Source organism: Serratia sp. EC4 (assembly GCF_059652115.1).
In genome coordinates, this window is the sequence record NZ_JBNIDE010000007.1 from 119,813 (window position 1) to 145,801 (window position 25,989).

At 61.7% G+C, this 25,989-nt stretch carries 18 protein-coding genes; 7 read left to right on the top strand and 11 right to left on the bottom strand.

Annotation, left to right across the window (positions count from 1 at the left end; translation table 11 throughout):
* The first annotated feature begins 8 nt into the window (after nucleotides 1-8).
* The 3 genes from glgC (at nucleotide 9) to glgP (ending at nucleotide 5,440) form a co-directional block, all read left to right on the top strand.
* Nucleotides 9-1,286, top strand: a complete 1,278-nt coding sequence (gene glgC / locus ACP39K_RS18655) for a glucose-1-phosphate adenylyltransferase (protein WP_016930394.1) — start codon at nucleotides 9-11, stop codon at nucleotides 1,284-1,286.
* A 134-nt stretch (nucleotides 1,287-1,420) separates the two neighbouring features.
* Nucleotides 1,421-2,851 carry a glycogen synthase GlgA gene (gene glgA, locus ACP39K_RS18660; protein WP_004930807.1) on the top strand — a complete coding sequence of 477 codons (1,431 nt, stop codon included), beginning with the start codon at nucleotides 1,421-1,423 and terminating at the stop codon, nucleotides 2,849-2,851.
* Nucleotides 2,852-2,992: 141 nt separating this feature from the next.
* Entirely contained in the window at nucleotides 2,993-5,440 is a 2,448-nt protein-coding gene (glgP, locus tag ACP39K_RS18665) for a glycogen phosphorylase (RefSeq protein WP_197788048.1), read from the top strand.
* Between the two features lie 59 nt (nucleotides 5,441-5,499).
* Here the strand turns inward: glgP and glpD are convergent, their stop codons facing one another.
* The 5 genes from glpD to malT form a co-directional block, all read right to left on the bottom strand.
* Nucleotides 5,500-7,008 (bottom strand): glycerol-3-phosphate dehydrogenase, encoded by a 1,509-nt coding sequence (gene glpD / locus ACP39K_RS18670; RefSeq protein ID WP_004930801.1) that lies wholly within the window; start codon nucleotides 7,006-7,008, stop codon nucleotides 5,500-5,502.
* Nucleotides 7,009-7,255: 247 nt separating this feature from the next.
* Nucleotides 7,256-8,014 carry a DeoR/GlpR family transcriptional regulator gene (locus ACP39K_RS18675; protein WP_004930797.1) on the bottom strand — a complete coding sequence of 253 codons (759 nt, stop codon included), beginning with the start codon at nucleotides 8,012-8,014 and terminating at the stop codon, nucleotides 7,256-7,258.
* 50 nt (nucleotides 8,015-8,064) lie between these two features.
* Nucleotides 8,065-8,901, bottom strand: a complete 837-nt coding sequence (gene glpG / locus ACP39K_RS18680) for a rhomboid family intramembrane serine protease GlpG (RefSeq protein ID WP_016930391.1) — start codon at nucleotides 8,899-8,901, stop codon at nucleotides 8,065-8,067.
* Between the two features lie 171 nt (nucleotides 8,902-9,072).
* Nucleotides 9,073-9,399, bottom strand: a complete 327-nt coding sequence (gene glpE, locus ACP39K_RS18685; protein ID WP_004930790.1) for a thiosulfate sulfurtransferase GlpE — start codon at nucleotides 9,397-9,399, stop codon at nucleotides 9,073-9,075.
* 82 nt (nucleotides 9,400-9,481) lie between these two features.
* A complete protein-coding gene (malT, locus tag ACP39K_RS18690) occupies nucleotides 9,482-12,196 on the bottom strand; it encodes an HTH-type transcriptional regulator MalT (protein WP_033639202.1) in 2,715 nt (904 codons plus the stop codon).
* A 460-nt stretch (nucleotides 12,197-12,656) separates the two neighbouring features.
* Here malT and malP point away from each other — a divergent pair, with 460 nt between their 5' ends.
* Together malP and malQ are read left to right on the top strand one after the other, a co-directional pair.
* Complete coding sequence (gene malP / locus ACP39K_RS18695; RefSeq protein ID WP_497008753.1) at nucleotides 12,657-15,062, top strand: maltodextrin phosphorylase; 2,406 nt, start codon at nucleotides 12,657-12,659, stop codon at nucleotides 15,060-15,062.
* A 9-nt stretch (nucleotides 15,063-15,071) separates the two neighbouring features.
* Nucleotides 15,072-17,162 carry a 4-alpha-glucanotransferase gene (gene malQ / locus ACP39K_RS18700; RefSeq protein WP_147881930.1) on the top strand — a complete coding sequence of 697 codons (2,091 nt, stop codon included), beginning with the start codon at nucleotides 15,072-15,074 and terminating at the stop codon, nucleotides 17,160-17,162.
* A 184-nt stretch (nucleotides 17,163-17,346) separates the two neighbouring features.
* On the opposite strand, the gene nfuA is transcribed toward malQ, so the two are convergent.
* Nucleotides 17,347-17,922 (bottom strand): Fe-S biogenesis protein NfuA, encoded by a 576-nt coding sequence (gene nfuA / locus ACP39K_RS18705; protein ID WP_004930777.1) that lies wholly within the window; start codon nucleotides 17,920-17,922, stop codon nucleotides 17,347-17,349.
* A gap of 58 nt (nucleotides 17,923-17,980) precedes the next feature.
* Nucleotides 17,981-18,664, bottom strand: coding sequence for a DNA utilization protein GntX (gene gntX / locus ACP39K_RS18710; RefSeq protein WP_497008754.1), 684 nt, complete (start codon nucleotides 18,662-18,664; stop codon nucleotides 17,981-17,983).
* A gap of 40 nt (nucleotides 18,665-18,704) precedes the next feature.
* Between gntX and bioH the strand changes: the two genes are divergently transcribed.
* Together bioH and ACP39K_RS18720 are read left to right on the top strand one after the other, a co-directional pair.
* Entirely contained in the window at nucleotides 18,705-19,475 is a 771-nt protein-coding gene (bioH, locus tag ACP39K_RS18715; protein WP_497008755.1) for a pimeloyl-ACP methyl ester esterase BioH, read from the top strand.
* Nucleotides 19,476-19,745: 270 nt separating this feature from the next.
* Complete coding sequence (locus tag ACP39K_RS18720; protein WP_004930765.1) at nucleotides 19,746-20,030, top strand: YdgH/BhsA/McbA-like domain containing protein; 285 nt, start codon at nucleotides 19,746-19,748, stop codon at nucleotides 20,028-20,030.
* A gap of 41 nt (nucleotides 20,031-20,071) precedes the next feature.
* Here ACP39K_RS18720 and ACP39K_RS18725 read toward each other — a convergent pair whose 3' ends face one another.
* The 4 genes from ACP39K_RS18725 to ACP39K_RS18740 all read right to left on the bottom strand — a co-directional run bounded on the left by ACP39K_RS18725 (nucleotide 20,072) and on the right by ACP39K_RS18740 (nucleotide 25,862).
* The gene (locus ACP39K_RS18725) at nucleotides 20,072-20,311 is read right to left on the bottom strand and encodes a FeoC-like transcriptional regulator (protein WP_033639206.1); all 240 of its coding nucleotides are present in this window, start codon (nucleotides 20,309-20,311) and stop codon (nucleotides 20,072-20,074) included.
* The gene (gene feoB / locus ACP39K_RS18730; RefSeq protein ID WP_497008756.1) at nucleotides 20,311-22,626 is read right to left on the bottom strand and encodes a Fe(2+) transporter permease subunit FeoB; all 2,316 of its coding nucleotides are present in this window, start codon (nucleotides 22,624-22,626) and stop codon (nucleotides 20,311-20,313) included. Before feoB ends, ACP39K_RS18725 begins: the two co-directional genes overlap by 1 nt.
* A 71-nt stretch (nucleotides 22,627-22,697) precedes the next feature.
* On the bottom strand, nucleotides 22,698-22,922 hold the full coding sequence (gene feoA / locus ACP39K_RS18735) for a ferrous iron transporter A (protein WP_028127609.1): 225 nt from the start codon (nucleotides 22,920-22,922) through the stop codon (nucleotides 22,698-22,700).
* Between the two features lie 606 nt (nucleotides 22,923-23,528).
* A complete protein-coding gene (locus ACP39K_RS18740) occupies nucleotides 23,529-25,862 on the bottom strand; it encodes a Tex family protein (RefSeq protein ID WP_033639208.1) in 2,334 nt (777 codons plus the stop codon).
* Between the last annotated feature and the right edge of the window lie 127 nt (nucleotides 25,863-25,989).

The following is a 25,989-nucleotide window of genomic DNA, read 5'->3' on the forward strand; positions in this document are numbered from 1 at the left end:
AGTCCGCTATGGTTAGGTTTGAAAATAAAGACCCCCTGATGTTGGCGCGCCAGTTGCCGATTAAATCCGTAGCGCTGATCCTGGCCGGCGGCCGCGGCTCACGTTTGAAAGATTTGACCTCCACCCGCGCCAAGCCCGCCGTCCACTTTGGCGGCAAATTCCGCATCATCGATTTCGCCTTGTCGAACTGCCTGAACTCCGGCATCCGCCGCATCGGCGTGATCACCCAATATCAGTCGCACACGCTGGTGCAGCACATTCAACGCGGCTGGTCATTCCTCAACGAGGAAATGAACGAGTTCGTCGATCTGCTGCCGGCCCAGCAGCGCCTCAGCACCGAGCATTGGTACAAGGGCACCGCCGACGCGGTGTACCAGAACCTGGATATCATCCGCCGCTACGAGGCCGAATACGTGGTGATCCTGGCGGGCGATCACATCTACAAGATGGATTATTCACGCATGCTGATCGATCACGTCGAGAAGGGCGCTCAGTGCACCGTGGCCTGCCTGCCGGTGCCGCGCAGCGAAGCCGGCGAATTCGGCGTGATGAAGGTGGATGAAAGCGACCGTATCATCGAGTTTCTGGAAAAGCCCGCCGATCCGCCGGCGATGCCGGGCAACCCGGATATGTCGCTGGCCAGCATGGGCATCTATATTTTTAATGCCGCCTACCTGTTCCAGCTGCTGCAAGAGGATATGTCGACTCCCGGCTCCAGCCACGATTTCGGCAAGGATCTGATCCCGAAAATCACCGCGCAGCAGGCGGCGTGGGCGCATCCGTTTACCTTGTCCTGCGTGACGTCCAATCCCGATCTGCCGCCGTACTGGCGCGATGTGGGCACGTTGGACGCCTATTGGCGCGCCAATCTCGATCTGGCGTCGGTGACGCCGGAGCTGGACATGTACGACCGCGCCTGGCCGATCCGCACCCACATGGAACCGCTGCCGCCGGCCAAGTTCGTGCAGGATCGCTCCGGCAGCCATGGCATGACCATGAACTCGCTGGTGTCCGGCGGTTGCATCGTGTCCGGGTCGGTGGTGGTGCATTCGGTGCTGTTCCCGCGCGTGCGAGTGAACTCGTTCTGCACCATCGACTCTACCGTATTGTTGCCGGACGTGAACGTCGGCCGTTCCTGCCGCCTGCGGCGCTGCATCATCGACCGCGCCTGCCATATTCCGGAGGGCATGGTGATCGGGGAAAACGCCGATGAGGACAGCAAGCGTTTCTATCGCTCGGAAGGCGGCATCGTGCTGGTGACGCGCGAAATGTTGTCAAAATTGTGAGTTAACGTGGGGGCAGAACGATAGCCTGCCGCCCGATGAACGGTTCGATGGCTTGCGCAACGCGGCACACATAACAGCGGCAAGCCTGCTTTATTTCTTATCCAGAGGCCTTCGGCCGACTTTCAGGAGTGATAATGCAGGTCTTACACGTATGTTCTGAAATGTTCCCCCTGCTGAAAACGGGCGGACTCGCAGACGTGGTTGGCGCGCTGCCGGCGGCGCAAATCGCCGAAGGCGCCGATGTTCGGGTGCTATTGCCCGCTTTCCCTGACGTACGCAACGGCATACCCGACACCGTGCTGGTGGCGGAAATCGACTCGTTCGCCGGCCGGGTTGGCCTGCGTTACGGCACCTACCATGGCGTGGGCATCTATCTCATCGATGCGCCCTGGCTGTATGACCGGCCGGGCAGCCCGTACCACGATCAGTCCATGTACGCCTACCCTGACAACCACCGCCGCTTTGCGCTGCTGGGCTGGATGGCCTGCGAGCTGGCCAAGGGGCTGGATCGCTACTGGCGGCCGCAGTTGGTGCATGCCCACGACTGGCACGCCGGTCTTAGCTGCGCCTATCTGGCCGCCAACGGCCACCCGGCGCGTTCGGTGTTCACGGTGCATAACCTGGCCTATCAAGGGCTGTTTTCCGCCCATCACGTGACCGAACTGTGGCTGCCGGCGTCGTTTTACAACGTCTATGGTCTGGAGTTCTACGGCCAGATGTCGTTCCTCAAGGCCGGGCTGTTTTATGCCGACCACGTGACCGCCGTCAGCCCGACCTATGCGCGCGAGATCACCCGGCCGGAGTTCGGCTACGGCATGGAGGGGCTGCTGCAGGAGCGGCAGCGGCAGGGCAGGCTGAGCGGCATCCTCAACGGGGTGGACGACAAGATTTGGGATCCGGCCCACGACCCGCGGCTGAGCGCCCGCTATGACGCCGACGATCTGAAAAGCAAGGTCAAAAACAAGCTGCATCTGCAAAAGGCCATGGGGCTGAAGGTGGACGAATCGCTGCCGGTGTTCGCGGTGGTGAGCCGATTGACCAGCCAAAAAGGCCTGGATCTGGTGCTGCAGGCATTGCCTGAACTGCTGGCGCAGGGCGGGCAGCTGGCGCTGCTGGGCGCCGGCGATGCGGTGCTGCAACAGGCGTTTCTGGCCGCCGCCGCCGACTACCCTGAACAGGTCGGCGTGCAGATCGGTTATCACGAATCCTTCTCCCACCGCATCATCGGCGGCGCCGACGTTATTCTGGTGCCGAGCCGCTTCGAGCCCTGCGGTCTGACGCAGCTCTACGGTCTGAAGTACGGCACGCTGCCGCTGGTGCGCCGCACCGGCGGGCTGGCGGACACGGTGGTGGACTGCGCGCTGGAGAACCTGGCCGACGGCACCGCCAGCGGATTCGTGTTCGACGATTGCGACGCCGTCGCGCTGGGCAACGCCATCCGCCGCGCCATGGTGCTGTGGAGCCGGCCGAAACACTGGCGCCACGTTCAGCGCCACGCCATGAGCGTGGACTTCGGCTGGCCGGTGGCGGCGAAAGAGTATTTATCGCTTTATCAACGCTTGTAGCCCGCGTTTCGCGTCTCGGGTTGACGCGCGGCGGGCAGCCGTAAGGGTAGATTGTCGGGGCGCGGCGTGCCGCGTCCATGTTCAGCGGAGCCCGCTATTCCGCGGCGAATGGCGGGGCTCCCCACAAGGGATTAAAAAGCCATGACTTCACCGTTTAGTTACACCTCACCTACGGTCAGTGTGGAAGCGCTGAAACACTCCATCGCCTATAAGCTGATGTTTATCGTCGGCAAGGATCCGGCCATCGCCAACCGGCACGATTGGCTGAACGCCGTGCTGTTCGCGGTGCGCGATCGCATGGTGGAGCGCTGGCTGCGTTCCAACCGCGCCCAGCTGTCTCAAGATGTGCGGCAGGTGTATTACCTGTCGATGGAGTTCCTGATCGGCCGCACCCTGTCAAACGCGCTGCTGTCGATGGGCATCTATCAGGACATCGACAACGCGCTGAACGAGATGGGGCTGAACCTGGCGGAGCTGCTGGAGGAAGAAAACGACCCCGGGCTCGGCAACGGCGGCCTGGGCCGGCTGGCGGCCTGTTTCCTCGACTCGCTGGCGACGCTGGCGCTGCCGGGGCGCGGCTACGGCATTCGCTATGAATACGGCATGTTCAAGCAGAACATCGTCAACGGCCAACAGATGGAGTCGCCGGACTACTGGCTGGAGTACGGCAATCCGTGGGAGTTTCCGCGCCATAACACCCGCTACAAGGTACGCTTCGGCGGCCGCGTGCAGCAGGAGGGGGCCAAGGCGCGCTGGCTGGAGACCGAAGAGGTCGTGGCCATCGCCTACGATCAGGTGATCCCCGGTTTTGACACCGACGCCACCAACACGCTGCGGTTGTGGGGCGCGCAGGCCAGTAATGAGATCAACCTCGGCAAGTTCAACCAGGGCGATTACTTCGCGGCGGTGGAAGACAAAAACCACTCGGAGAACGTGTCGCGGGTGCTCTATCCGGACGATTCGACCTCCTCCGGACGCGAGCTGCGGCTGCGGCAGGAGTATTTCCTGGTGTCGGCCACGGTGCAGGATATTCTTAACCGCCATTGGCTGATGCACAAAACCTTCGACAACCTGGCGGACAAGATCGCCATTCACCTCAACGACACCCACCCGGTATTGTCGATCCCCGAGCTGATGCACCGGCTGATCGACGAGCACAAATTCAAGTGGCTCGACGCCTGGGAAGTGGTGGAGCAGGTGTTCTCTTACACCAACCACACGCTGATGAGCGAGGCGCTGGAGACCTGGCCGCTGGACATGATAGGCCGCATCTTGCCGCGCCATCTGCAGCTGATTTTCGAAATCAACGATCACTTCCTCAAGATGGTGCAGGAAGTGGCGCCGGACGACAACGACCTGCTGGCGCGGGTCTCGATCATCGACGAAACCAACGGCCGCCGGGTGCGCATGGCGTGGCTGGCGGTGGTGGCCAGCCACAAGGTCAACGGCGTTTCCGCCCTGCATTCCGAACTGATGGTGCAGTCGCTGTTCGCCGACTTCGCCCGGCTGTTCCCGACTCGTTTCTGCAACAAAACCAACGGGGTGACGCCGCGCCGTTGGCTGGCGCTGGCCAACCCGCCGCTGGCGGCGGTGCTGGACGACTGCATCGGCCAAACCTGGCGCACCGATCTCAGCCAACTGAGCGAGATCAAAGCCAACGTCGATTACCCGAGCTTCCTGCAGGCGGTGCAGCGCGCCAAACGGCAGAACAAGGAGCGGTTGGCGCTGTATATCGCCAAAACGCTCAACGTGGTGGTCAACCCGGATGCGTTGTTCGATGTGCAAATCAAGCGTATCCACGAGTACAAACGGCAACTGCTCAACGTGCTGCATGTCATCACGCTGTATAACCGTTTGCTGGCTGACCCTGACATCGAGCGCGTGCCGCGGGTGGTGATCTTCGCCGGCAAGGCGGCCTCTGCCTACTATGCCGCCAAGCAGATCATCCGTCTGATCAACGACGTGGCCAAAGTGATCAACAACGATCCGCGCGTGCATACCCAACTGAAGGTGGTGTTCATTCCGAACTACGGCGTCAGCCTGGCGCAGATCATTATCCCGGCGGCGGATCTGTCGGAACAGATCTCGCTGGCGGGCACCGAGGCCTCGGGCACCAGCAACATGAAGTTCGCGCTGAACGGCGCGCTGACCATCGGCACGCTGGACGGCGCCAACGTCGAGATGCGCGAGCACGTGGGGGAGGAGAATATCTTTATTTTCGGCAATACCGCCGAGCAGGTTGAGGAACTGCGCCGCAACGGTTACAACCCGCGCCAGTACTATGAGCAAGACTCGGAGCTGCATCAGGCGCTGACGCAGATCGCCACCGGGGTGTTCAGCCCGGAAGAGCCGAAACGCTATGGCAATTTGTTCGACTCGCTGGTCAACCTCGGCGATCACTATCAGCTGTTGGCGGATTACCGCAGCTATGTGGACACGCAGGACAAGGTGGACGAGGTGTATCTCAATCAGGACGAGTGGACGCGGCGCGCGGTGCTGAATATCGCCAATATGGGCTACTTCTCATCCGATCGCACCATTCAGGAGTATGCGGATGAAATTTGGCACATTAAGCCGGTGAAGCTATAAAGCGGGAGAGGAAAAAAGCAAAGGGCCGGATAACCGGCCCTTTGTCGTTACGCTGCAGCTCAGGAAGCCAGAGACAGCGCTTTCGTTTTCGCGTGTTCCGCCAGCCAGGCTTTCACTCGCGCCTGCTGCGCCTCGTCCAGCCACATGCCCAGCTTGGTGCGGCGCCAGATGGCGTCGTCCAGCTCTACGACCCACTCTTTCTCGGTCAGGTAACGCAGCTCGGCTTCATACAGACCGTGGCCGAAATCTTCGCCCAGATCGGCGAGGCCGTTGGCGCCGGCCAAGATCAGCTCGCTCTGGCTGCCGTAGGTGCGGGCATAGCGGCGCGCCAGGGCTTCCGGCAGCCAGCCGTGCGCACGGCGCAGTTTGGCCGCGTAGCCATCGCGATCGCCGTCGATGTCACCGCCCGGCAGCGTGGCGTTTTTGGTCCACGCCGGGCCGCAGCCTGGGTAGTAGTGGGCCAGTTTTTCCATCGCATGTTCGGCCAGCTTGCGGTAGGTGGTCAGCTTGCCGCCGAAGACCGACAGCAGCGGCGCTTTGCCCTGCTCATCGTGCACGTCCAGCGTGTAATCGCGGGTGATCGCCTGCGGTGAATCGGACTCGTCGTCGCACAGCGGACGCACGCCGGAGTAAGTCCAGACGATGTCGTCGCGGCCCAGCTGCTTCTTGAAGTGATCGTTGTACACTTTCAGCAGATAAGCGATTTCGTTCTCGTCGATCTTCACGTCTTTCGGATCGCCTTTGTACTCCACGTCGGTGGTGCCGATGATGGAGAACTCGTCATTCCACGGGATCACGAACACGATGCGGTGGTCTTCGTTCTGCAGAATGTAAGACTGCGGCTGATCGTGCACGCGCGGCACCACGATGTGGCTGCCTTTGATCAGGCGGATGCCGTAAGGCGATTTGAGCTTCAGGCCGTCGTCGAAGAAGTTTTTCACCCACGGGCCGGTGGCGTTCACCAGGCCTTTGGCGCGCCAGGTGAAGGTTTTGCCGCTGTCGATATCGACCGCTTCCACCATCCACAGGCCGTTTTCACGCCATGCGCGGGTCACTTTGGTGCGGGTGCGCACTTCGCCGCCGCGTTTTTCCACTTCCTGCGCGTTCAGCACCACCAGGCGAGCATCGTCGACCCAGCAGTCGGAATATTCGAAACCGCGCTTCAATTCAGGCTTCAGCACCGACTCTGGTCCAAAGCGCAAACCCTTACTGCCCGGCAGGCTGGTGCGTTTGCCCAGGTGATCGTACAGGAACAGGCCGATACGGATCATCCAGGCCGGACGCAGGTGCGGCTGGTGCGGCAGGCGGAAACGCATCGGGAACGCGATGTGCGGCGCCAGCTTCAGCAGCACTTCACGTTCGGCCAGCGCTTCGCTCACCAGACGGAATTCGTAGTGTTCCAGGTAGCGCAGGCCACCGTGGATCAGTTTGGAACTGGCGGAAGACGTAGCACAGGCCAAGTCTTGCGCTTCCAGTAGCAGTACCGACAGCCCGCGCCCGGCAGCATCCGCCGCGATGCCGGCACCGTTGATGCCGCCACCGATAACGATCAAGTCTTTGGTTTCCACGTCATCTTCCTCCAGATGTTCGAAATAGCTCTTTCATGTTCGTTTTCGCTCATGATTGTAATCAAAAACCAACAGGCAAGCCAAGAGTTAACCAAACAAAAACATTTAGGCGTGATAGAGGTAACAGTTTGGTGATGATAGTCACACAAGCAGTATGGATATGGCGCGGGCGCGCAAACGGCTGTCGATGAGGGGAGCCTGAAGGTATGAAACGGGGCGGCGGCGCGCCCCGCAGGTTAAGGCCGAATCAGCACAACTCCAGCTGCACGTCGTACTGTTCGATGATTTTCATCACGCTCGGCGGCGGCAGTTGGTCGGTAAACAGGTAGTCGATCAGGTTCATGTTGCCCAGGTTGACCATGGCGTTGCGGCCGAATTTGGAATGGTCGGTGACCAGCATCACGCAGCGGGAATTTTCGATAATCGCGCGTTTGGTGCGCACTTCGTGATAGTCGAATTCGAGCAGCGAGCCGTCCATATCGATGCCGCTGATGCCGAGAATGCCGTAATCGAGACGGAATTGGGAGATGAAGTCCAGGGTGGCTTCGCCCATGATGCCGCCGTCGCGTGTGCGCACTTCGCCGCCGGCCAGGATCAGGCGGAAGTCTTCCTTGGCGGTCAACAGGGTGGCGACGTTAAGGTTGTTGGTGACCACGCGCAGGTTCTTGTGGTTCATCAGCGCATGGGCCACCGCTTCCGGCGTGGTGCCGATATCGATGAACAGCGTGGCGCCGTCCGGGATCTGGCTGGCGACGCGCTGCGCGATGCGGGCCTTCTCTTCCGACCACATCACCTTGCGATCGTTATAGGCAGCGTTGACCGAGCTGGAAGGCAGCGCCGCGCCGCCGTGGTGACGCTGGATCTTGTTCTGGTCGGCCAGGTCATTCAAATCGCGGCGAATCGTTTGCGGGCTGACGTCAAAATGTTCGACCAGCTCTTCCGTGCTGACGTAACCCTGCAGGCGCACCAGCTCGATAATTGCGTCATGACGCTGTGTTTGCTTCACGATAATCCCCTAAAACGCCCGCTATGCCCGCTGGACATAGCTCCCGGCTGTTATTGTTCGTTGTGTGCGCGATGACGCGTATCCCAAAATGCCATCAATAACCCTAACACTAAACCGGCTACGTGTGCCGCGTTGGCGATCGACATTCCTAAAATATCGAAATATCCGGCCACCAGCCACAACACCGAGAACACCATCAGGCCGCGCGGCAGCATCAGGCCGCGCTCCGGCGCCCGTTCGCCCGACAGCCACACATAGCCCATCAGCGCATAGACCACGCCCGACAGCCCGCCAAACAGCGCGCCGCTGAACAGCGATTGCGCCCAGCCGCTGAAGAAGGCCGACACCACCGCCAGCACGAACAGCTTGCCGGCGCCGAGGCGTTTTTCCATCTGGCCGCCGAGATACCACCACCACATCAGGTTAAACAGGATATGCAGCAGGGAGAAATGCAGGAACGCATGGCTGATCCAGCGCCACAGCTGGGTGTATTGGCTGCTGTCCTGCGGCCAGGAGAGCCAGTACATCACGGTATCGTCGCCCAGCGCCTGCATCAGAATATAGACCGCGATGCACAGCACCATCACGCCGAGCGTTAGCGGACCGGCCTTGCTGCGCAGGGTGTGCAGGTAGGATTCGCTCTGATAATGCAGGCCGGCGTCGGTATGGCCGGTCTGCCAACTGGCGGCCTGATAACGGCGGTTGAGCGGATCGGCCAGAAACTGCTGCAGCTCGTGTTGCACTTGCTCGAGGTGACCGTCGTCGGCCAGCCAGATTTCCGCCGCCTCGCCGCTGTTGCGCAGCTCAAGCCGGATGCCCTGAGTCGCCATATAGTCGACAAAGGCCAGCGCCAGGCGCGGGTTGGATATGGCGATTACTCTAACCATTGCTCTTCCGTCGTAAGTGAATGATTTTGGCCGCGGCTTGCTCGCCGGCGACCCTGACGGCCGATTATAACGTCGAAATCCTGAGCGCTGGCAAACGGATCTGCGAAAAACCCGCGAAAACGCGCATAAAAACGAAGGGGAAGCCCGCCGACGCGCGGCGGGCGGCGGGGATCAGGCAGAGGTTTCCACGTCTTGCGGATACTGGCGGGCCCAGGCCTCGAAACCGCCGTCGATGCTGTAGACCGCGTCGAACCCCTGGTGCAGCAGGTACTGCGCCGCGCTGCGGCTGCTGTTGCCGTGGTAGCACATCACCATCACCGGCCGCTCGAAGTCGTTTTGCTGCATAAAGGCCGACAGGGTGGCGTTGGTGAGGTGAAAGGCGCCCGGCGTATGCCCGGCTTCAAAACTTTGCGGATCGCGGATGTCGACCAGGGCGGCGCTGCCCTCTTTCCAGCGGGTGTACGCCTGCTCAACGTTGATCGCTTCGAACTGTTCCATACTGCTGACTGCCTCGTAATAGGGGGACGCCGCTATTGTAACCAACTCTGCGGCGTTTAAGACCAGAGGGACATCAGGGTTTTTACGCGCCGTAGCCCATCATCTTCAGCAGTTGCTGCGCCTGCTGCACCGCCTCCTGGCGATGGGCCACGCCCAGTTTCTGATACAGGTTGCGGATGTGCGTCTTGATGGTGGTGGCCGCCACGTCCAGCTCGCCGGCGATCTGGTCGTTGCTGTAACCGGAATAGATCAGCCCCAGCACCTGCCATTCGCGTTGGGTGAGCGGGCTGGTGCGGATCAGTTCCGGCACCTGCGGGTGGGTCAGCAGCTTATCGACGAAGTTCTCGTCGAAATGCGCGAACTTGTGCCGATGATGCTGGTTGATGTCGCGCAGGATACGCTGGGCGCGATGCTGCTCCAGCTCCGGCAGCGTGTTGAGCTGGATCAGCTGACGCAGCTGTTGCGCCATCGCTTCGCCTTCGATGACAAAGTGGCTGATGAAGCCGGTGCGGTTAGCCAGCGACAGCGCTTCGATCAGCGCCTGCTGCGCTTCGCCCTTGCGCTCCAGCAGCCAGTAGAGCTGGTTGCTGAGCAGCAGGTTGCGGTTGAGATCGCTCACCAGCCGCAGGCGACGGGCGTTTTCGTTCAGTTCATCCAGCACCACGCCGGCCTCTTCATACTGGCCGAGCAGGATTTGCACCCGCGCGATGTTGCGCCATTGGCCCTGCGTGAAGTGGTTGTCCGCCATGCCGGGTTTTTCGGTGTGGCGCAGCCACTGGGCGGCGGCGGCGGTGTCGCCGGTCATCTGCCAGTGGATCACCCGCGACTTGTCGGTGTTGGTCAGCCAGTCGCGATGATAGTGGGCGCCGTGCAGCAGGGTTTCGCAGCGCTGCAGATGGGTATTGGCGTTGTCCAGATCGCCGCGCGCCAGCGAGCATTTGGCCAGCATGGCGATGCACTGCAGCTGCTGCTGCGGTTGGTAGTTGGCCAGAATTTTCAGCCCGGCGCGCGCCGCGTCTTCCGCCTCGTCCAACCGCGACCACGACCACAGGATCTGGGCGCGGATGCGCAGCAGAAATTCGTGCATCGGCAGCTGTTCCAGGTGCTGCTCGCGGATCAGTTCGAACGCCTTATCCTGGGTTTCGTAAGCGGCCTGCAGGAAGCCTTGGGCGATAAGGATTTCGCTCTGCTGCAGCAGCGCCCAGAGCGCGTAATGGTTGGCCTGATGACGACGCGCCATCTGCTCGGTCTGCTGCATCATCGGCAGCGCGCGCGCCAGTTCGCCCTTGCAGTGGTGCACTTCGCCGGTCACCGAGGTGGCGACGATGCGGCTGTAGTAGCTGGACAGCGGCAGGAATTTCAACGCTTCGGTCGCCAGCCGCTCGGCTTCTTCCGGTTTGCCGGCGTTGATCGCCACCTGGGCGCGCAAGGCGTCGAACTCGGCGTGCAGCGTTTGGTCTATCTCGATTTTCTGCTCGCGCATGGTGCGCTCGGCGCGCTCCAGCAGGGTGTTGACCTCACTGTAGCGGTGCTGGCTCTGCGCCAGCCAGGCCTGCAGCAGCGCCAGCTTGGGGTTTTGGATCAGGCGTTCATAGGGCAGCGCGTTGAGGCACTCCTCCAGCAAGGCCAGTTCGCTGTGGTGGAACAGCGACCAGGCGTGTTGCAGCAGGATATCGCGCAGCATGCTGACGTCGCTGGCCGCCAACGCGTGGTGAATGGCCTCCGCCGGATACCCCAGCGCCAGCCAGCCCTCGGCGGCGGCGCGGTGCAGCCCCGGCAGCTCCAGCGCCAGTTCCCACTGGCAACGCTGGCGCAGGAAAGAGGCGAACAGCGGATGGAAGTTGAACCATTCGCCGGTGTCGTCCATGCGGTGGATAAACAGCCCCTGGCGTTCCAGTTCCTCCAGCCGTTGCTGGCCGTTGTCTTCGCCGGTCAGCCGCACGATCAGCGCGTCGTTCATTGAGCGCAGCACCGAACAGCGCAGCAGGAAAGCGCGCGCATCGGCATCGACGTGGTCCAGCACTTCGTCCACCAGATAGTCGGACAGGTGACTGGCGTTCAGCCCCGCCAGCCGTTTGGCCGACAGCTGAGCTGAGGAGGCGGATTGGCGGGCCGACAGCGCGATCAGCTGCAGCGCGGTGGCCCAGCCTTCGACTTCGTCGCACAGGCGGCTGCTGTCCTGCTGTTCCATTGGCGCCGCCAGACGGCAATCGAAGAACTGTTTGGCCTCCTGGTGGGTGAACGCCAACTGTTGCGTGCCCATTTCCAACAGCTGATCGCGCACCCGCAGGTTGGCGATGCCGAGCGGCGGCAAGGTGCGCGAGAGCAGGATCAGCGTCAGGTTTTCCGGCTGATGGCGCAGGAAAAAGCGCATGGCTTCGTGAATGGCGTCGTTGGTGATCAGGTGATAGTCGTCGATCACCAGGTACAGCGGTTGATGCCAGTCGGCCAGCTCGATAAACAGCTGGGCGAACAGCGCCGACAGGCTGGCGTACTGGTGTTTCTGGCTCAGCGCCTCGCTCTTGACGCAGCGGCCGCCGCTGGCCTGCTGCAGCGCGGCGATCAGGTAGCTGGCGAAGCGCTCCGGCTGGTTGTCGCTCTCATCCAGGGAATACCAGCCCAGATCGGCCTTGCCGGCCGCCCATTGAGCGATCAGCGTGGTTTTCCCGTATCCCGCCGGGCAATTGACCAGTGTCAGACGATAGTTGCCCGCGCTGGCCAGTTTGGCCAGCAGGCGATCGCGGATCACGGTATTTTGCAGCCGTACCGGGCGGCTCAGTTTTGATGGGATCAGCATAGTATTCCAGGGTATAAATCGCGGTTCCCGCCGGGATTGGAGTGGCGCTAATTATTTTATGGTTCGTAATTAATAGCTCCCCCTAACTTCTGCCAACCCTAAACGTATTGCAACAAGCTTCCGCATCGGCTTGGAGTTAAGTTGCTATCGATCACACTTTTTTACGTTTGGCGCCGGCGCGCGGCGATGCGGCGGCGGATCGCATTTCCGGCCATGGACAAAACTTCAGCAGCGCGAATACTTGTGCTAACGTCATGGTTAACGTTCTCAGTGCTCGCCGCACGCGTTGGCGGGCTTTTTTGCATCGTTGCAAGGGAGTCAAACAGTGCCTGAGATCACAATTCCAGCTACGCCCCAATCCTCCTCCCCAGCTAATCCCCAGGCGGGATGATGCCGTCAGGCTTTCTCACCGGCACGATAGCGGCAATTTGACCCACTTACTGGATAGAGAGTTTTCCTTATGTCACAGCCTACGCTCAAGAAGGATGCTTTTCTGGCGGCGCTCGCCCGTCAGTGGCAACGGTTCGGCCTCAGTTCCGCACAGCAGATGACGCAACATCAATGGTGGGAAGCCGTCAGTGCGGCGCTGGCCGAGCAGTTGGCCGCGCAGCCGGCGCCGCGCAAAAGCGCCAAACCGCTGCGCCACGTGAACTACATGTCGATGGAGTTTCTGATCGGCCGGCTGACGGCGAACAACCTGATCAACCTGGGCTGGTACGACACCGTCGAGCAGGCGCTGGCCGAGCAGAACGTCAAGCTGGCGGATCTGCTGGAGCAGGAAACCGATCCGGCGCTGGGCAACGGCGGGTTGGGGCGGCTGGCGGCCTGTTTCCTCGACTCGATGGCGACGGTGGAACAACCGGCCACCGGCTATGGGCTGAATTACCAGTACGGGCTGTTCCGCCAGTCGTTCCGCGAAGGGCAACAGCAAGAGGCGCCGGATAACTGGCAGCGCGAGAGCTACCCGTGGTTCCGCCACAACGCCGCGCTGGCGGTGGACGTGGGCATCGGCGGCAAGCTGGAAAAGCAGGCCGACGGCCGCGAACTGTGGCGCCCCGCCTTCACCCTGCGCGGCGAAGCCTGGGATCTGCCGGTGCTGGGGTATCGCAACGGCGTGGCGCAGCCGCTGCGCCTGTGGCAGGCGACCCATCAGCATCCGTTCAACCTGAGCGATTTCAACGACGGCAAATTCCTGCAGGCGGAGAAGCAGGGCGTAGAAGCCGACAAGCTGACCAAGGTGCTCTACCCGAACGACAACCATCAGGCCGGCAAGCGCCTGCGCCTGATGCAGCAGTATTTCCAGTGCGCCTGCTCGGTGGCGGACATTTTGCGCAAGCACCATCAGGCCGGCCGCAAGATTGAAGATCTGCCGAAGTACGAAGTGATCCAACTGAACGACACCCACCCGACCATCGCCATTCCGGAAATGCTGCGCATTCTGCTGGACGAACACCAGTTGGAGTGGGAGGCGGCCTGGGCGATCACCAGCAACACCTTCGCCTATACCAACCACACCCTGATGCCGGAAGCGCTGGAATGCTGGGATGAAAAATTGGTGCGCAGCCTGCTGCCGCGCCATTTCTCCATCATCAAACAAATCAACGCCAGGTTTAAAAAATTGGTGGATAAGCATTGGCCGGGCGACGAGGCGGTGTGGGCCAAACTGGCGGTGCACCACAACAAGCAGGTGCGCATGGCCAACCTGTGCGTGGTCAGCGGCTTTGCAGTCAACGGCGTAGCGCAGCTGCACTCGGATCTGGTGGTGAAAGATCTGTTCCCGGAATATCACCAGCTGTGGCCGAACAAATTCCATAACGTCACTAACGGCATCACGCCGCGCCGCTGGCTGAAACAGTGCAACCCGGCGCTGTCGGGCCTGATCGACGAGACGCTGAAGGTGGAGTGGGCGAGCGATCTCGACGCGCTGCGCGGGCTGGAAAAATTCGCCGACGACGCGGCGTTCCGCCAGCGTTATCAGCAGATCAAACGCGACAACAAGGTGGCGCTGGCCCATTACGTGCACGGCGTGATGGGGTTGACGCTCGACCCGGACGCGATCTTCGACGTGCAGATTAAACGCCTGCATGAATACAAACGTCAGCACCTGAACCTGCTGCACATCCTGTCGCTGTATCGCCAGCTGCGCGACAACCCCAACCTGGACATCGTGCCGCGCGTCTTCCTGTTCGGCGCCAAGGCGGCGCCGGGCTACTACCTGGCGAAGAACATCATCTACGCCATCAATCAGGCGGCCGAGAAGATCAACAACGATCCGTTGGTGAAAGATCGCCTGAAAGTGGCGTTCATCCCTGACTACCGCGTCTCGGTGGCCGAACTGATGATCCCGGCGGCGGATATCTCCGAACAGATCTCCACCGCCGGCAAAGAGGCCTCCGGCACCGGCAACATGAAGCTGGCGTTGAACGGCGCGCTGACGGTCGGCACGCTGGACGGCGCCAACGTCGAAATCGCCGAGCAGGTGGGCGAAGACAATATCTTTATCTTCGGCAATACCGTGGAGCAGGTGAAGGCGATAGTGGCGAAGGGTTACGATCCGCTCAGCTACCGCAAGAAAGACAAGCACCTGAAGGCGATTCTGGACGAGCTGGCGAGCGGCGCCTTCAGCCACGGCGACAAGCACGCGTTCGACATGATGCTGCACAGCCTGCTGGAAGGCGGCGATCCCTACCTGGTGCTGGCGGACTTTGCCTCGTACTGCCAGGCGCAGCGCCGGGTCGATGAACTGTATCGCGATCGGGACGAGTGGACGCGGCGGGCTATCCTTAACACCGCGCGCGTCGGCATGTTCAGCTCGGATCGCTCGATCCGCGATTATCAGCAGCGCATCTGGCAAGCCAAACGTTAAGGAGAGCGAATGGATCGCAAGCGTATCGATCAGGCGGCAGCGCAGGCGGGGATCGCTGCCGATTTCATCAATGCCCACGGCAAGCGGCAGGCGATTGAACCGGAGACCAAGCGCAAGCTGTTGGCGGCCATGAATCGGGCCGATGCCGCGCAGGAAGGCGCGGCGTCGCCGTTACCGGCGGTCAAGGTGTTCTATCAGGGCGCGCCGCTGGCGTTGACCCCGGCGGGTGAAGGCGAGTACCTGTGGGCGCTGCAGCGTGAAGACGGCGAATGCCTGCAGGGGCGCGTCGGCGCGCGCAAGACCCTGACGTTGCCCGGCGATCTGCCGGCGGGCTACCATCAATTGACGCTGAGCCAGGGCGTGCGGCAGTGGTCATGCCGCGTGATCGTCGCGCCGAGGCGCTGCTTCGAGCCGGACGCCTTGCTGACCGGCAAAAAACTGTGGGGCGCCTGCGTTCAGCTGTATACGCTGCGTTCCGATCGCAACTGGGGCATCGGCGATTTCGGCGATCTGCGCCTGATGGTGGAGCAGGTGGGGGAACGCGGCGGCGCCTTCGTCGGCCTCAATCCGATCCATGCGCTGTATCCGGCCAACCCGGAGAGCGCCAGCCCCTACAGCCCCTCGTCGCGCCGCTGGCTGAATCTGGCGTATATCGACGTCAACGCGGTGGAGGATTTCCAGCGCAGCGACGCGGCGCAGCGCTGGTGGCAGAAGCCGGCGACGCAGAAGCAGCTGGCCAGGGCACGCGCCGCGGAGTGGGTGGATTACACCGCCGTGATGCAGCTGAAGCTGGCGGCGCTGAAGCTGGCGTTCCCGCTGTTTCAGGCGCGTCAGCCGAACGACGCGCAGCGTCAGGCGTTCGAGCTGTTTGTGTCTGAGGGCGGCGACAGCCTGTATCAGCAGGCGGCGTTTGATGCGCTGCACGCCCATCTGGCGGCCAAAGACGCCAGCCAGTGGGGCTGGCCGGCCTGGCCCGAACGTTATCGGCAGGGGCAGAGCGAAGCGGTGCGGCAGTTCTGCGCTGAACATCAGGACGCGGTTCGCTTTTACCTGTGGCTGCAATGGCTGGCGGGCACGCAGTTCGCGCAGTGTTTTGACCAGAGTCAACAGCAGCGGATGCCGATTGGCCTGTATCGCGATCTGGCGGTCGGGGTGGCGGAAGGCGGGGCGGAAACCTGGTGTGACCGTGAGCTGTACTGCCTGAAAGCGTCGGTCGGGGCGCCGCCGGATATTCTGGGGCCGCTGGGGCAAAACTGGGGCCTGCCGCCGATGGATCCGCACGTGATGGCGGCGCGCGGGTATCAGCCGTTCATCGATCTTTTGCGCGCCAACATGACCAGCTGCGGCGCGCTGCGCATCGATCACGTCATGGCGCTGTTGCGGCTGTGGTGGATCCCGTATGGCGAAACCGCCGATCGCGGCGCCTACGTCAAATACCCGGTGGACGATCTGCTGGCGGTGCTGGCGCTGGAAAGCCAGCGCCACCGCTGCATGGTGATCGGTGAGGATCTCGGCACGGTGCCGGTGGAAATCGTCGGCAAGCTGCGCGACAGCGGCGTCTATTCCTACAAAGTGCTCTATTTCGAAAGCGACGGCGAACACCATTTCCGCGCGCCGCAGGCCTATCCGGTGCAGGCGATGGCGACCATCACCACCCACGATCTGCCGACGCTGCGCGGCTACTGGCAAAGCGACGACCTGACGCTCGGCAACCGGCTGGGTCTTTACCCGGATGCGGAGATCCTGCGGGCGCTGTTCGCCGATCGGGAACGCGCCAAACAGGGGTTGCTGGACGGATTGCATCGCTATGGCTGCGTGCCGCAGAAGGTGGGCAAGAAGGCGGCGCTGCTCGGCATGAGCCCGCTGCTCAACCGCGGCCTGCAGCGTTATGTCGCCGACAGCGCCAGCGCCTTGCTCGGCCTGCAGCCGGAAGACTGGCTGGATATGGCGGATCCGGTTAACATTCCCGGCACCAGCGATCAGTACCCTAACTGGCGGCGCAAGCTGACCCGGACGCTGGAGGAGATGTTCGCCGACCCGCGGATAAACCGGCTGCTGAAGGATTTGGACAAGCGCCGACGCAAGGTGTCGGTGGGGTGACGATGAGGTGTCGTTGTATTAGGTCAAAGGACGAGAACTTTAGTCCCATCCAAATGACGGATACCCGAATTAATTGGAGTTGCAGCTAGGCGGCAAGTGCGTAAATCCCCAGGAGCTTACTTAAGTAAGTGACTGGGGTGCGCGCATGCGGCCAACAACGCTGCAACTTCAAGTAAGAAGGGTATCAGTAGTAGGAGTGCTCGCCGCGCTGGTGCTCGGTCAAATCACGCACGCCCTTCAGCTCCGGGAATTTCTGCAGCAGCTCTTTCTCGATGCCTTCTTTCAGCGTGACGTCGACCATAGAACAGCCGTTGCAACCGCCGCCGAACTGCAGAATAGCCATGTTGTCGTCGGTGATCTCCATCAGCGTTACGCGGCCGCCGTGGCCCGCCAGCTGTGGGTTGATCTGCGACTGCAGCACGTACTCCACGCGCTCCATCAGCGGCGCGTCGTCATCGACCTTGCGCATCTTGGCGTTCGGCGCCTTCAGCGTCAGCTGAGAACCCAGCTGGTCGGTCACGAAGTCGATTTCGGCGTCTTCCAGATACGGCGCGCTCAGCTCATCGACATAGGCGGACAGTTTGTCGAACTTCAGTTCGGTATCCGTCGCTTCTACCGCGTCCGGCGGGCAATAAGAGACACCGCATTCGGCCGTCGGCGTGCCCGGGTTGATCACGAATACGCGGATTTGGGTGCCTTCTTCTTGATTTGCCAGCAGTTTGGCAAAGTGTTCCTGTGCAGCATCTGTTATACGGATCATAGCATTAGCTCAATAGTTGACTTCTATAGTCGGTTATAATACGCCCATTGCCGTGGCACTACAACGTGCGGCAAACGCACCATATCTGCACCGAGGCGGCGCCTTGCCGCCGCAGCAGCGCCGCGATCGCCGCGACGGTGCTGCCGGTGGTCACCACGTCATCCACCAAGGCGATATGCCGGCCGGCGACCGGTACGGTACAGGCGAACGCGCGCTGCAGATTGCGTCTGCGGGCAGAGGCGCTCAGCCGCTGTTGCTGGGCGGTTTTGCGCACCCGGCGCAAGGCGGCGGGCTGATAGGCGCAGCCCAGCCAGCGCGCCAGCGGCCGCGCCAGCAGATCGCTCTGGTTATAGCCACGGCGCCAGCAGCGTGATGCATGCAAGGGTACCGCTAAAATCAGGTCGGGTCTGTTCAGATACTGCTCTCTGCGCGCCTGCTGCCACCGCAACAGCATCAGGCGCGCCAGCGTCGGCGCCAGCTCGGGCGCGCGGTGGAACTTGAACCTTTTTACCAGTTGGCTGAGGGGCGCAGCGTAGTCGCCGACGAACACCAGCCGTTGCCAGGGCGGCGGCCGTTGCAGGCAGCGGCCGCAGGGCGTTCGCGCCTTCCCGGCGGGCAATCCGCAGCGCGGGCAACACGGCGGGTGGGCCGGCAGATGGCGCAGGCAGCAACTGCAGATGCCATGACGCATCAGGCTCAACGGTTGTCGGCATAGCCAACAGCGGCTGCGGATTGATAGCATAGCGTCTCCGAGACGAGTAAGCATGAAAGGACAATAACCAATGACAGCGCTGTACTGGCAAACAATAGGCGAAGGCGAACGCGATCTTGTGCTGCTGCACGGCTGGGGATTGAACGCCGAAGTGTGGCGTTGCATTCAGGCGCGGCTGACGCCGCATTTTCGCCTGCACCTGGTCGATCTGCCGGGGTACGGCCGCAGCCAGGGGTTCGGCGCCCTGTCGCTGGAGCAGATGACGGAAATCGTGCTGGCGGCCGCCCCGCCGCAGGCCTGGTGGCTCGGCTGGTCGCTCGGCGGACTGGTGGCCAGCCAGGCGGCGCTGATGCAGCCGCAGCGGGTCAGCGGGCTCATCACCGTGGCCTCTTCGCCGTGCTTTGCCGCCCGCGATGCGTGGCCGGGGATTCGTCCGGATGTGCTGAGCGGTTTCCAGCACCAGCTAAGCCTGGATTTCCAGCGTACCGTCGAGCGTTTTCTGGCGCTGCAGACGCTGGGCACCGAGAGCGCGCGTCAGGATGCGCGCCAGCTGAAAGCGGTGGTGCTCAACCAACCGACGCCGAGCGTCGAGGTACTGAACGGCGGGCTGGAGATCCTGCGCACCGCCGATCTGCGCGCGCCGCTGGCGGAGTTGAATTTGCCGCTGCTGCGGATCTACGGCTATCTGGACGGGCTGGTGCCGCGCAAGGTCGCCGAGCAGCTCGACGCCGCCTGGCCGAACTCCACGTCGCAGATCGTGGCCAAAGCCGCCCATGCGCCGTTTATCTCTCATCCCGATGAATTTGTGACGATGATCGAAGCGTTTATTGCAGCACATTGAATGCAGCGGGAAAACGCACGATAGAGCGCGAAAAAAAACGCCGCCGGGTGGATAAAAGACAAAGCTGTTCAATACTTAGTGAGTCAATGCGTTGGCTGCAAAATGAAAAGACCGCGTGCGGCGATTTTCATTTTGGCGTTTCGTCTCTGGGAAACAGGCCCCGTCAGGGAAAGCAACGAGGCCTGAGGATGTCGCGGCAGCCTGCGGTACTACGCATGGATCCTGGACGGCTTTCATAACAGATAAATTATCCATTGAGAGGTTAGTGTCATGAAATCATTGAAGATGATTATTGCAGCGGCAGTGCTGGGTTCGGTGTCTTTCGGCTCCATGGCGGCAACCCTGCTGACCAAGGAAGATCTGGATAAGAATCCGGGTAAATACGAGAAGATCGGCACCGTCACCACGACGGCGGAAACCACGTCACCGATGGATGCCAAGGAAGAGCTGTCCAAACTGGCGGACGAAAAGGGCGGTCAATACTACGTGATCCTGGCGGGCCGCGAACACGGTAAATTCAGCGCCATCGCCGAAGTTTACAAAGACAAGCAATAAGCCTTGAACGGCAAGGGGCGCCGCTGCGGCGCCCCTGATCGTCAGGCCTTCAGCCGGTAGAACACCGTGCTGCATCCCTGGCCCTGCGGGCAGCTTTTGCAACTGCCGCTCAGACAGGCGCCGCCATCCTGTTCGATACGTTCCACTTTCCCCATCGCCGTCAAACGATCCAGCATCGCCTGCACCAGCGGCAGCGGCGTCGCCAGCGATTGGCTGAGCTGCTGCGCCTGGGCGCTGCCGCGCAGCGCCAGCGCATCGCGCACCTGCAGCAGCCCGGCCATCAGTGACAGCTCCCTTTGGCGCTCTGGCAACAGGCCGCCGGCGTGGCGTTGCCCAGGCGCACCGTGACGCGGCTGCGCGCCCGGCGCAGGCCGAACAGCACCAGCAGGTTTACCAGCACCACCGCCAGGATCGCCGTCAGGCTGTACTGCGGGTGTTGGTTGAAGGTGGCCGCCTGATAGAACAGCGTCGCCAGCGAGTAGGCGACGTTCAGCCCCCACAGGATTGAGAAGGTCATCCAGCCGCGGCTTGACTCACGGGCGATAGCGCCCATCACCGAGACGCAAGGCACGTACAGCAACACGAAGATCAGGTAGCTGTAGGCGGAAATGCCGGAGCCGAATTTGCTGCTCATCACGCCCATCGAACCGACGCCCATCTCACCGTCGCCCTTGCTGGCTTCGATCGGGTTGGAGAGCACGCTCAGGCTGAAGGTGTTTTTCAGGCCGTCCCAGGTTTCCTGCAGCGCGCCGCCCAGTTCATCGAGCAAGTTGAAGTTGGCGGCGTCGAACGCCTCTTTGTTGATGTGCTCGGCGGTATACAGCGTATTCAGCGTGCCGACCACCACTTCTTTCGCCATCGCGCCGGTCACCAGCCCAACGGTGGCCTGCCAGTTATCGCTGTGGACGCCCATCGGCTGCAGAAGAGGTGTCAGTACCTTGGAGACCGAGGCCAGCGCGGAGTCGTTGATGTTGTCGACCGTTTTGCCGCTGAACGAGAAGCTGTTCAGGCCGCCGATGAATATGCTGGCCACCACGATCACCTTACCGGCGCGCAACACGAAGCCTTTCAACCGCTGCCAGGTTTGCAGCAGCAGGCTTTTCAGGTGCGGCACGTGGTAAACCGGCAGCTCCATGACGAACGGCGAGGCTTCGCCGCGCATGAGGGTATATTTGAGTACCAGGCCGGTCAGGATCGCCACCGCGATGCCGAGCATGTACAGCGAGAACACCACCCCAGCGCCGTCCTGGCCGAAGAAGGCGGCGGCGAACACCGCGAAGATCGCCAGACGGGCGCCGCAGGACATGAACGGCGCCATCATGATGGTGATCAGGCGCTCGCGCTGGGCGTCCAGCGTACGGGCGCCCATGATGGACGGCACGTTGCAACCGAAGCCGACGATCAGCGGCACGAAGGATTTGCCCGGCAGCCCGAGCGCCTGCATCAGGCGATCCATCACGAACGCCGCGCGCGCCATGTAGCCGGAGTCTTCCAGGAACGACAGGAACAGGTACATCATGCCGATCTGCGGCACCAGCGGCAGCACGGTGTTGATGCCGCCGCCGACGCCCTGCGCCAGGAATACGGTTAACCAGTCGGGGAAGTGCAGGGTGTAGCCGAGCCACTGAATGCCCTGAATGAAGATCGCCGCCGAGCCGATATCGAAGATCGGCTGCAGCGCGCCGCCGATATTGATCGCCAGCAGGAACATCAGGTACATCACCAACAGGAAGATCGGCACGCCCAGCCAGCGGTTGAGGATCACTTTATCCAGCATATCGGTCAGGCGGTTGGGCATCGCCTGCTGCGAGTTGCTGACCGCGTCGCACAGGGCGGCGATGGACTGGTAGCGCGCGTCGGCGATCACCAGCGCCGGGTCTTCTTGCTGCTGCTGTTGCAACGCCTGAATGGCCGCAGGCAGCAGCGCGACGGCGGGGCCGGCCAGCCGGTGGCTGTAGATGTCGCCCTCCAGCATCTGCAATGCCAGCCAGCGGCGTTGCACCGCCGGCAGCGTTTGCGGCATGGCGTCGCTCAGCGTGGCGACCGCTTTCAGCAGCAACGGCGGGTAGTTCACCAGCGCCTGCTGTTCGTTGATGCGATGATTGTCGATCATCTGTTTCAGCACGCCGATGCCGTCGGCGCGGGTGGAGATCATCGGTACTACCGGGCAGCCGAGGCGCGCCGACAGCGCGGCGACGTTGATATCGATATGCTGGCTTTTGGCGATGTCGAGCATGTTCAGCGCCACGATGCAGGGGATGCCCAGCTCCAGCAATTGCAGCGTCAGGTAGAGGTTGCGCTCCAGGTTGGAGGCGTCGACCACGTTGATCAGCAGATCGGCGTCGCCGCTCAAAATGTAGTGGCAGGCGATCTGCTCATCGAGCGAGGTTTGCTCCGAGATGGTGGTGAGGGAGTAGGTGCCGGGCAAATCGACCAGCCGCACGTCGGACTGCGGGGTGGTGAAATGGCCTTCTTTGCGTTCGACCGTCACGCCCGCCCAGTTGCCGACCCGTTGGCGTGCGCCGGTCAGCTGGTTGAACAGCGTGGTTTTGCCGGAGTTCGGGTTACCGATTAAGCCGATGGTGAGTTTTTTCATAGTTCAGCGTGTCGTCTTCAAGGAGAACAGCGCCGGCGCAAGGGCGCGTCGGCAAATGGAGGCGTGCCGGTTCAGGGCTGGCCGTCGAGCTGCAGCAGCGCCAGATCCTTCCTGCGCAGCACCAGGCTGACGCGGCGGGTTTTAATTTCTATCGGATCGCCCAGCGGCGCGACGCGCACCACGTCGAACGAAGAACCGGGCAGCATGCCGAGCGATAACAGTTTCTGGCGGTAGGCCGGCGCAATTTCACCGGAAAAGCCGATAATCTTATATGTGTGTTTAGGTTGAAGCTGCATGTGATTAACCTTCCGGGTGCCGATGAACATCGGGCTGATGATAATTGGACGTTGCCGGCGAAAATGCCACGCCGTCGGCGGTATTCATCCATAAGGTCATGCAATAAAGTGAGCGCAAATAATAGTAATTATCATTATCGCGTTCAATACAAAAAGTAGGGGTATTGTAACCAATTATTATGGCGTCGACAGTTTTTGATGGCGTTGTCTTGATTAACGACGTTTTACCACCGCTTGCGATGGGGAACAAATGAGAATGGCGAGTTAAATCAGTTGTGTATTTGTAGCCAAGTTTTCTCGTTTGCAAATATCGAGGGTTTTTTCCCTTTATTTATTTCCGCTGAAAAGCAATTCGATAACATTATTCCGCCGTAATGCGAGCGGTAACCATTTGTGTTTCTCTCACTATTGGCGAGATGAAAAATGCGTGTTAACAAAGTTGTTAATAAATGGCTGCAGAAGGCATTTTTGCTGGCTGAATAATGAGAGGGTGATCACGCAGGAACGGGAAATAAAAAGATGACGGTTTATTGAGACGGGTCAAGAAATGCCGCAAGTTTTATTCATCAGAAAGGGCGGAGCAGGCTCCGCCCTGTTGGCTCTGACTTAGCGTTTCTTGCCGAATGCCGCCGCCAGCGCGTCGCCCATGGCGCTGTTGCCGGCCGGCGCCGCGTTGCGCGGTTTGGCCTTGTTGCCGCCCGCCGAACGGTTGGCGGTGTCGCGCGACTGTGCCGGCGCGTTGCCGCCGCGGCGCGGCGAGCCTTCGCCCGGTTGCTCATCCAGGCGCATGCTCAGCGCGATGCGTTTACGCTGCAGATCGACTTCCATCACCTTCACTTTGACGATGTCGCCGGCCTTCACCACGGTGTGCGGATCTTCGACGAATTTGTCCGCCAGCGAGGAGATGTGCACCAGGCCGTCCTGATGCACGCCGATATCCACGAAGGCACCGAAGTTGGTGACGTTGGTCACCGAGCCTTCCAGGATCATGCCCGGCTGCAGATCGTTGAGGGTTTCCACGCCTTCGGCGAAGGTGGCGGTTTTGAACTCCGGACGCGGATCGCGGCCCGGCTTCTCCAGCTCTTTCAGAATGTCGGTGACCGTCGGCACGCCGAACTTGTCGTCGGTGAAATCAACCGCTTTCAGGCTGCGCACCGCCGAGGCGTTGCCCATCAGATCCTGCAGCGCCTGCTCGGTGGCGGCCAGGATGCGTTGCACCACCGGATAGGCTTCCGGGTGAACGGTGGAGGCATCCAGCGGGTTGTCGCCGTGGTTGATTCGCAGGAAGCCGGCGCACTGTTCGAACGCTTTCGGCCCCAGGCGGCTGACCTTCAGCAGCTGTTCACGGTTGCTGAAGCGGCCGTTCTCGTCGCGCCAGTTGACGATGTTCTGCGCCATCATGCGCGTCAGGCCGGCCACGCGGGTCAGCAACGGCACCGACGCGGTGTTCAGATCGACGCCGACGGCGTTCACGCAGTCTTCCACCACCGAATCCAGCTTCTTCGCCAGTTGGCTCTGACTGACGTCGTGCTGATATTGGCCGACGCCGATGGATTTCGGATCGATCTTCACCAGCTCCGCCAGCGGATCCTGCAGGCGGCGAGCGATGGACACCGCGCCGCGCAGCGATACGTCGAGATCCGGGAACTCCTGCGCCGCCAGTTCGGACGCGGAGTACACCGACGCGCCCGCTTCGCTGACGATCACTTTCTGCGCCCGGACGTCGCTGAACTGCTTTTGCAGGTCGAGATAGAAACGCTCGGTTTCACGCGACGCGGTGCCGTTGCCGATGGCCACCAGCTCCACGTTGTGTTTGATGCACAGCGCCGCGACGATGGCGGCGGCTTTCGCCGCTTGCCCGGTGTGCGGGTAGACGGTGTCGGTGGCGACCAGCTTGCCGGTTGCGTCGACCACGGCGACTTTCACCCCGGTGCGCAGGCCCGGATCGAGGCCCATGGTGGCGCGCATGCCGGCCGGCGCGGCCATCAGCAGATCATGCATGTTGCGGGCGAACACGTTGATCGCTTCATCTTCCGCGCGCTCGCGCACCGTGCCCATCAGCTCGGTTTCCAGGTGCAGCAACACCTTGATGCGCCAGGTCCAGTTGACCACCGCCTTGCGCCAGGCGTCGGCCGGAGCGTTGTTCAGGCGCAGATTGAGGTGATTGATGATGATCAGCTCTGCCTGGCTTTCGCGCGGCGCTTCTTCAAACTGCGGATCGGCGTTCAGCGCCAGCTGCAGCACGCCTTCGTTGCGGCCGCGGAACATCGCCAGCGCGCGGTGCGAAGGCACCTGGGAAATCGGTTCGTGGTGATCGAAATAGTCGCGGAACTTGGCGCCTTCGTCTTCCTTGCCCTCGACCACTTTGGACACCAGATGGGCGTTTTTCCACAGGTAGTCGCGCACCTTGGCCAGCAGCGCGGCGTCTTCGGCGAAGCGCTCCATCAGGATATAGCGTGCGCCGTCGAGGGCGGCTTTCACGTCCGCCACGCCCTTGTCGGCGTCGACGTAGCGTTCGGCCAGTTGTTCCGGCTGCTGTTGCGGATCCTGCCACAGCGTGTCCGCCAGCGGTTCCAGGCCGGCTTCGATGGCGATCTGGCCGCGGGTGCGGCGCTTGGGCTTGTACGGCAGGTAGAGGTCTTCGAGTTCAGTCTTGCTCAGCGTGGCGTTGATCGCCCCCGCCAGTTGTTCAGTCAGTTTGCCCTGTTCATCGATCGACTTCAGGATGGTCTGACGACGATCTTCCAGTTCACGCAGATAACCCAGGCGGGTTTCCAGCTGGCGCAGTTGGGTGTCGTCCAGGCCCCCGGTGACTTCCTTACGATAGCGTGCAATAAAGGGCACGGTATTACCTTCATCCAGCAGACGGATGGCGGAGTCGACTTGCTCCGGCCGGGCCTGCAGTTCTGTTGCAATAATGCGGCTCAGTGGGTCATTCATAGGTCTGGTATCTGTATTGAGAACGGTGAATAAACAGGGGACAGTTATACGGATTGATCGGGGAAAATGCCAGTGGAGCGGGCCGCCGCCGCGCGGCCGCGGCGTGGAGAACAGCTCAGGCGGCGGC

What these genes read in the sequence shown, in the direction of transcription:
- malT (WP_033639202.1), bottom strand. Translation starts at nt 12,196, where the DNA reads ATGCTGATCCCATCAAAACTGAGCCGCCCGGTACGGCTGCAAAATACC.
- feoB (WP_497008756.1), bottom strand. Translation starts at nt 22,626, where the DNA reads ATGAAAAAACTCACCATCGGCTTAATCGGTAACCCGAACTCCGGCAAA.
- glpE (WP_004930790.1), bottom strand. Translation starts at nt 9,399, where the DNA reads ATGGAACAGTTCGAAGCGATCAACGTTGAGCAGGCGTACACCCGCTGG.
- ACP39K_RS18740 (WP_033639208.1), bottom strand. Translation starts at nt 25,862, where the DNA reads ATGAATGACCCACTGAGCCGCATTATTGCAACAGAACTGCAGGCCCGG.
- glgP (WP_197788048.1), top strand. Translation starts at nt 2,993, where the DNA reads ATGACTTCACCGTTTAGTTACACCTCACCTACGGTCAGTGTGGAAGCG.
- bioH (WP_497008755.1), top strand. Translation starts at nt 18,705, where the DNA reads ATGACAGCGCTGTACTGGCAAACAATAGGCGAAGGCGAACGCGATCTT.
- glgA (WP_004930807.1), top strand. Translation starts at nt 1,421, where the DNA reads ATGCAGGTCTTACACGTATGTTCTGAAATGTTCCCCCTGCTGAAAACG.
- ACP39K_RS18725 (WP_033639206.1), bottom strand. Translation starts at nt 20,311, where the DNA reads ATGGCCGGGCTGCTGCAGGTGCGCGATGCGCTGGCGCTGCGCGGCAGC.
- ACP39K_RS18720 (WP_004930765.1), top strand. Translation starts at nt 19,746, where the DNA reads ATGAAATCATTGAAGATGATTATTGCAGCGGCAGTGCTGGGTTCGGTG.
- nfuA (WP_004930777.1), bottom strand. Translation starts at nt 17,922, where the DNA reads ATGATCCGTATAACAGATGCTGCACAGGAACACTTTGCCAAACTGCTG.
- feoA (WP_028127609.1), bottom strand. Translation starts at nt 22,922, where the DNA reads ATGCAGCTTCAACCTAAACACACATATAAGATTATCGGCTTTTCCGGT.
- glgC (WP_016930394.1), top strand. Translation starts at nt 9, where the DNA reads ATGGTTAGGTTTGAAAATAAAGACCCCCTGATGTTGGCGCGCCAGTTG.
- malQ (WP_147881930.1), top strand. Translation starts at nt 15,072, where the DNA reads ATGGATCGCAAGCGTATCGATCAGGCGGCAGCGCAGGCGGGGATCGCT.
- malP (WP_497008753.1), top strand. Translation starts at nt 12,657, where the DNA reads ATGTCACAGCCTACGCTCAAGAAGGATGCTTTTCTGGCGGCGCTCGCC.
- gntX (WP_497008754.1), bottom strand. Translation starts at nt 18,664, where the DNA reads ATGCTATCAATCCGCAGCCGCTGTTGGCTATGCCGACAACCGTTGAGC.
- glpG (WP_016930391.1), bottom strand. Translation starts at nt 8,901, where the DNA reads ATGGTTAGAGTAATCGCCATATCCAACCCGCGCCTGGCGCTGGCCTTT.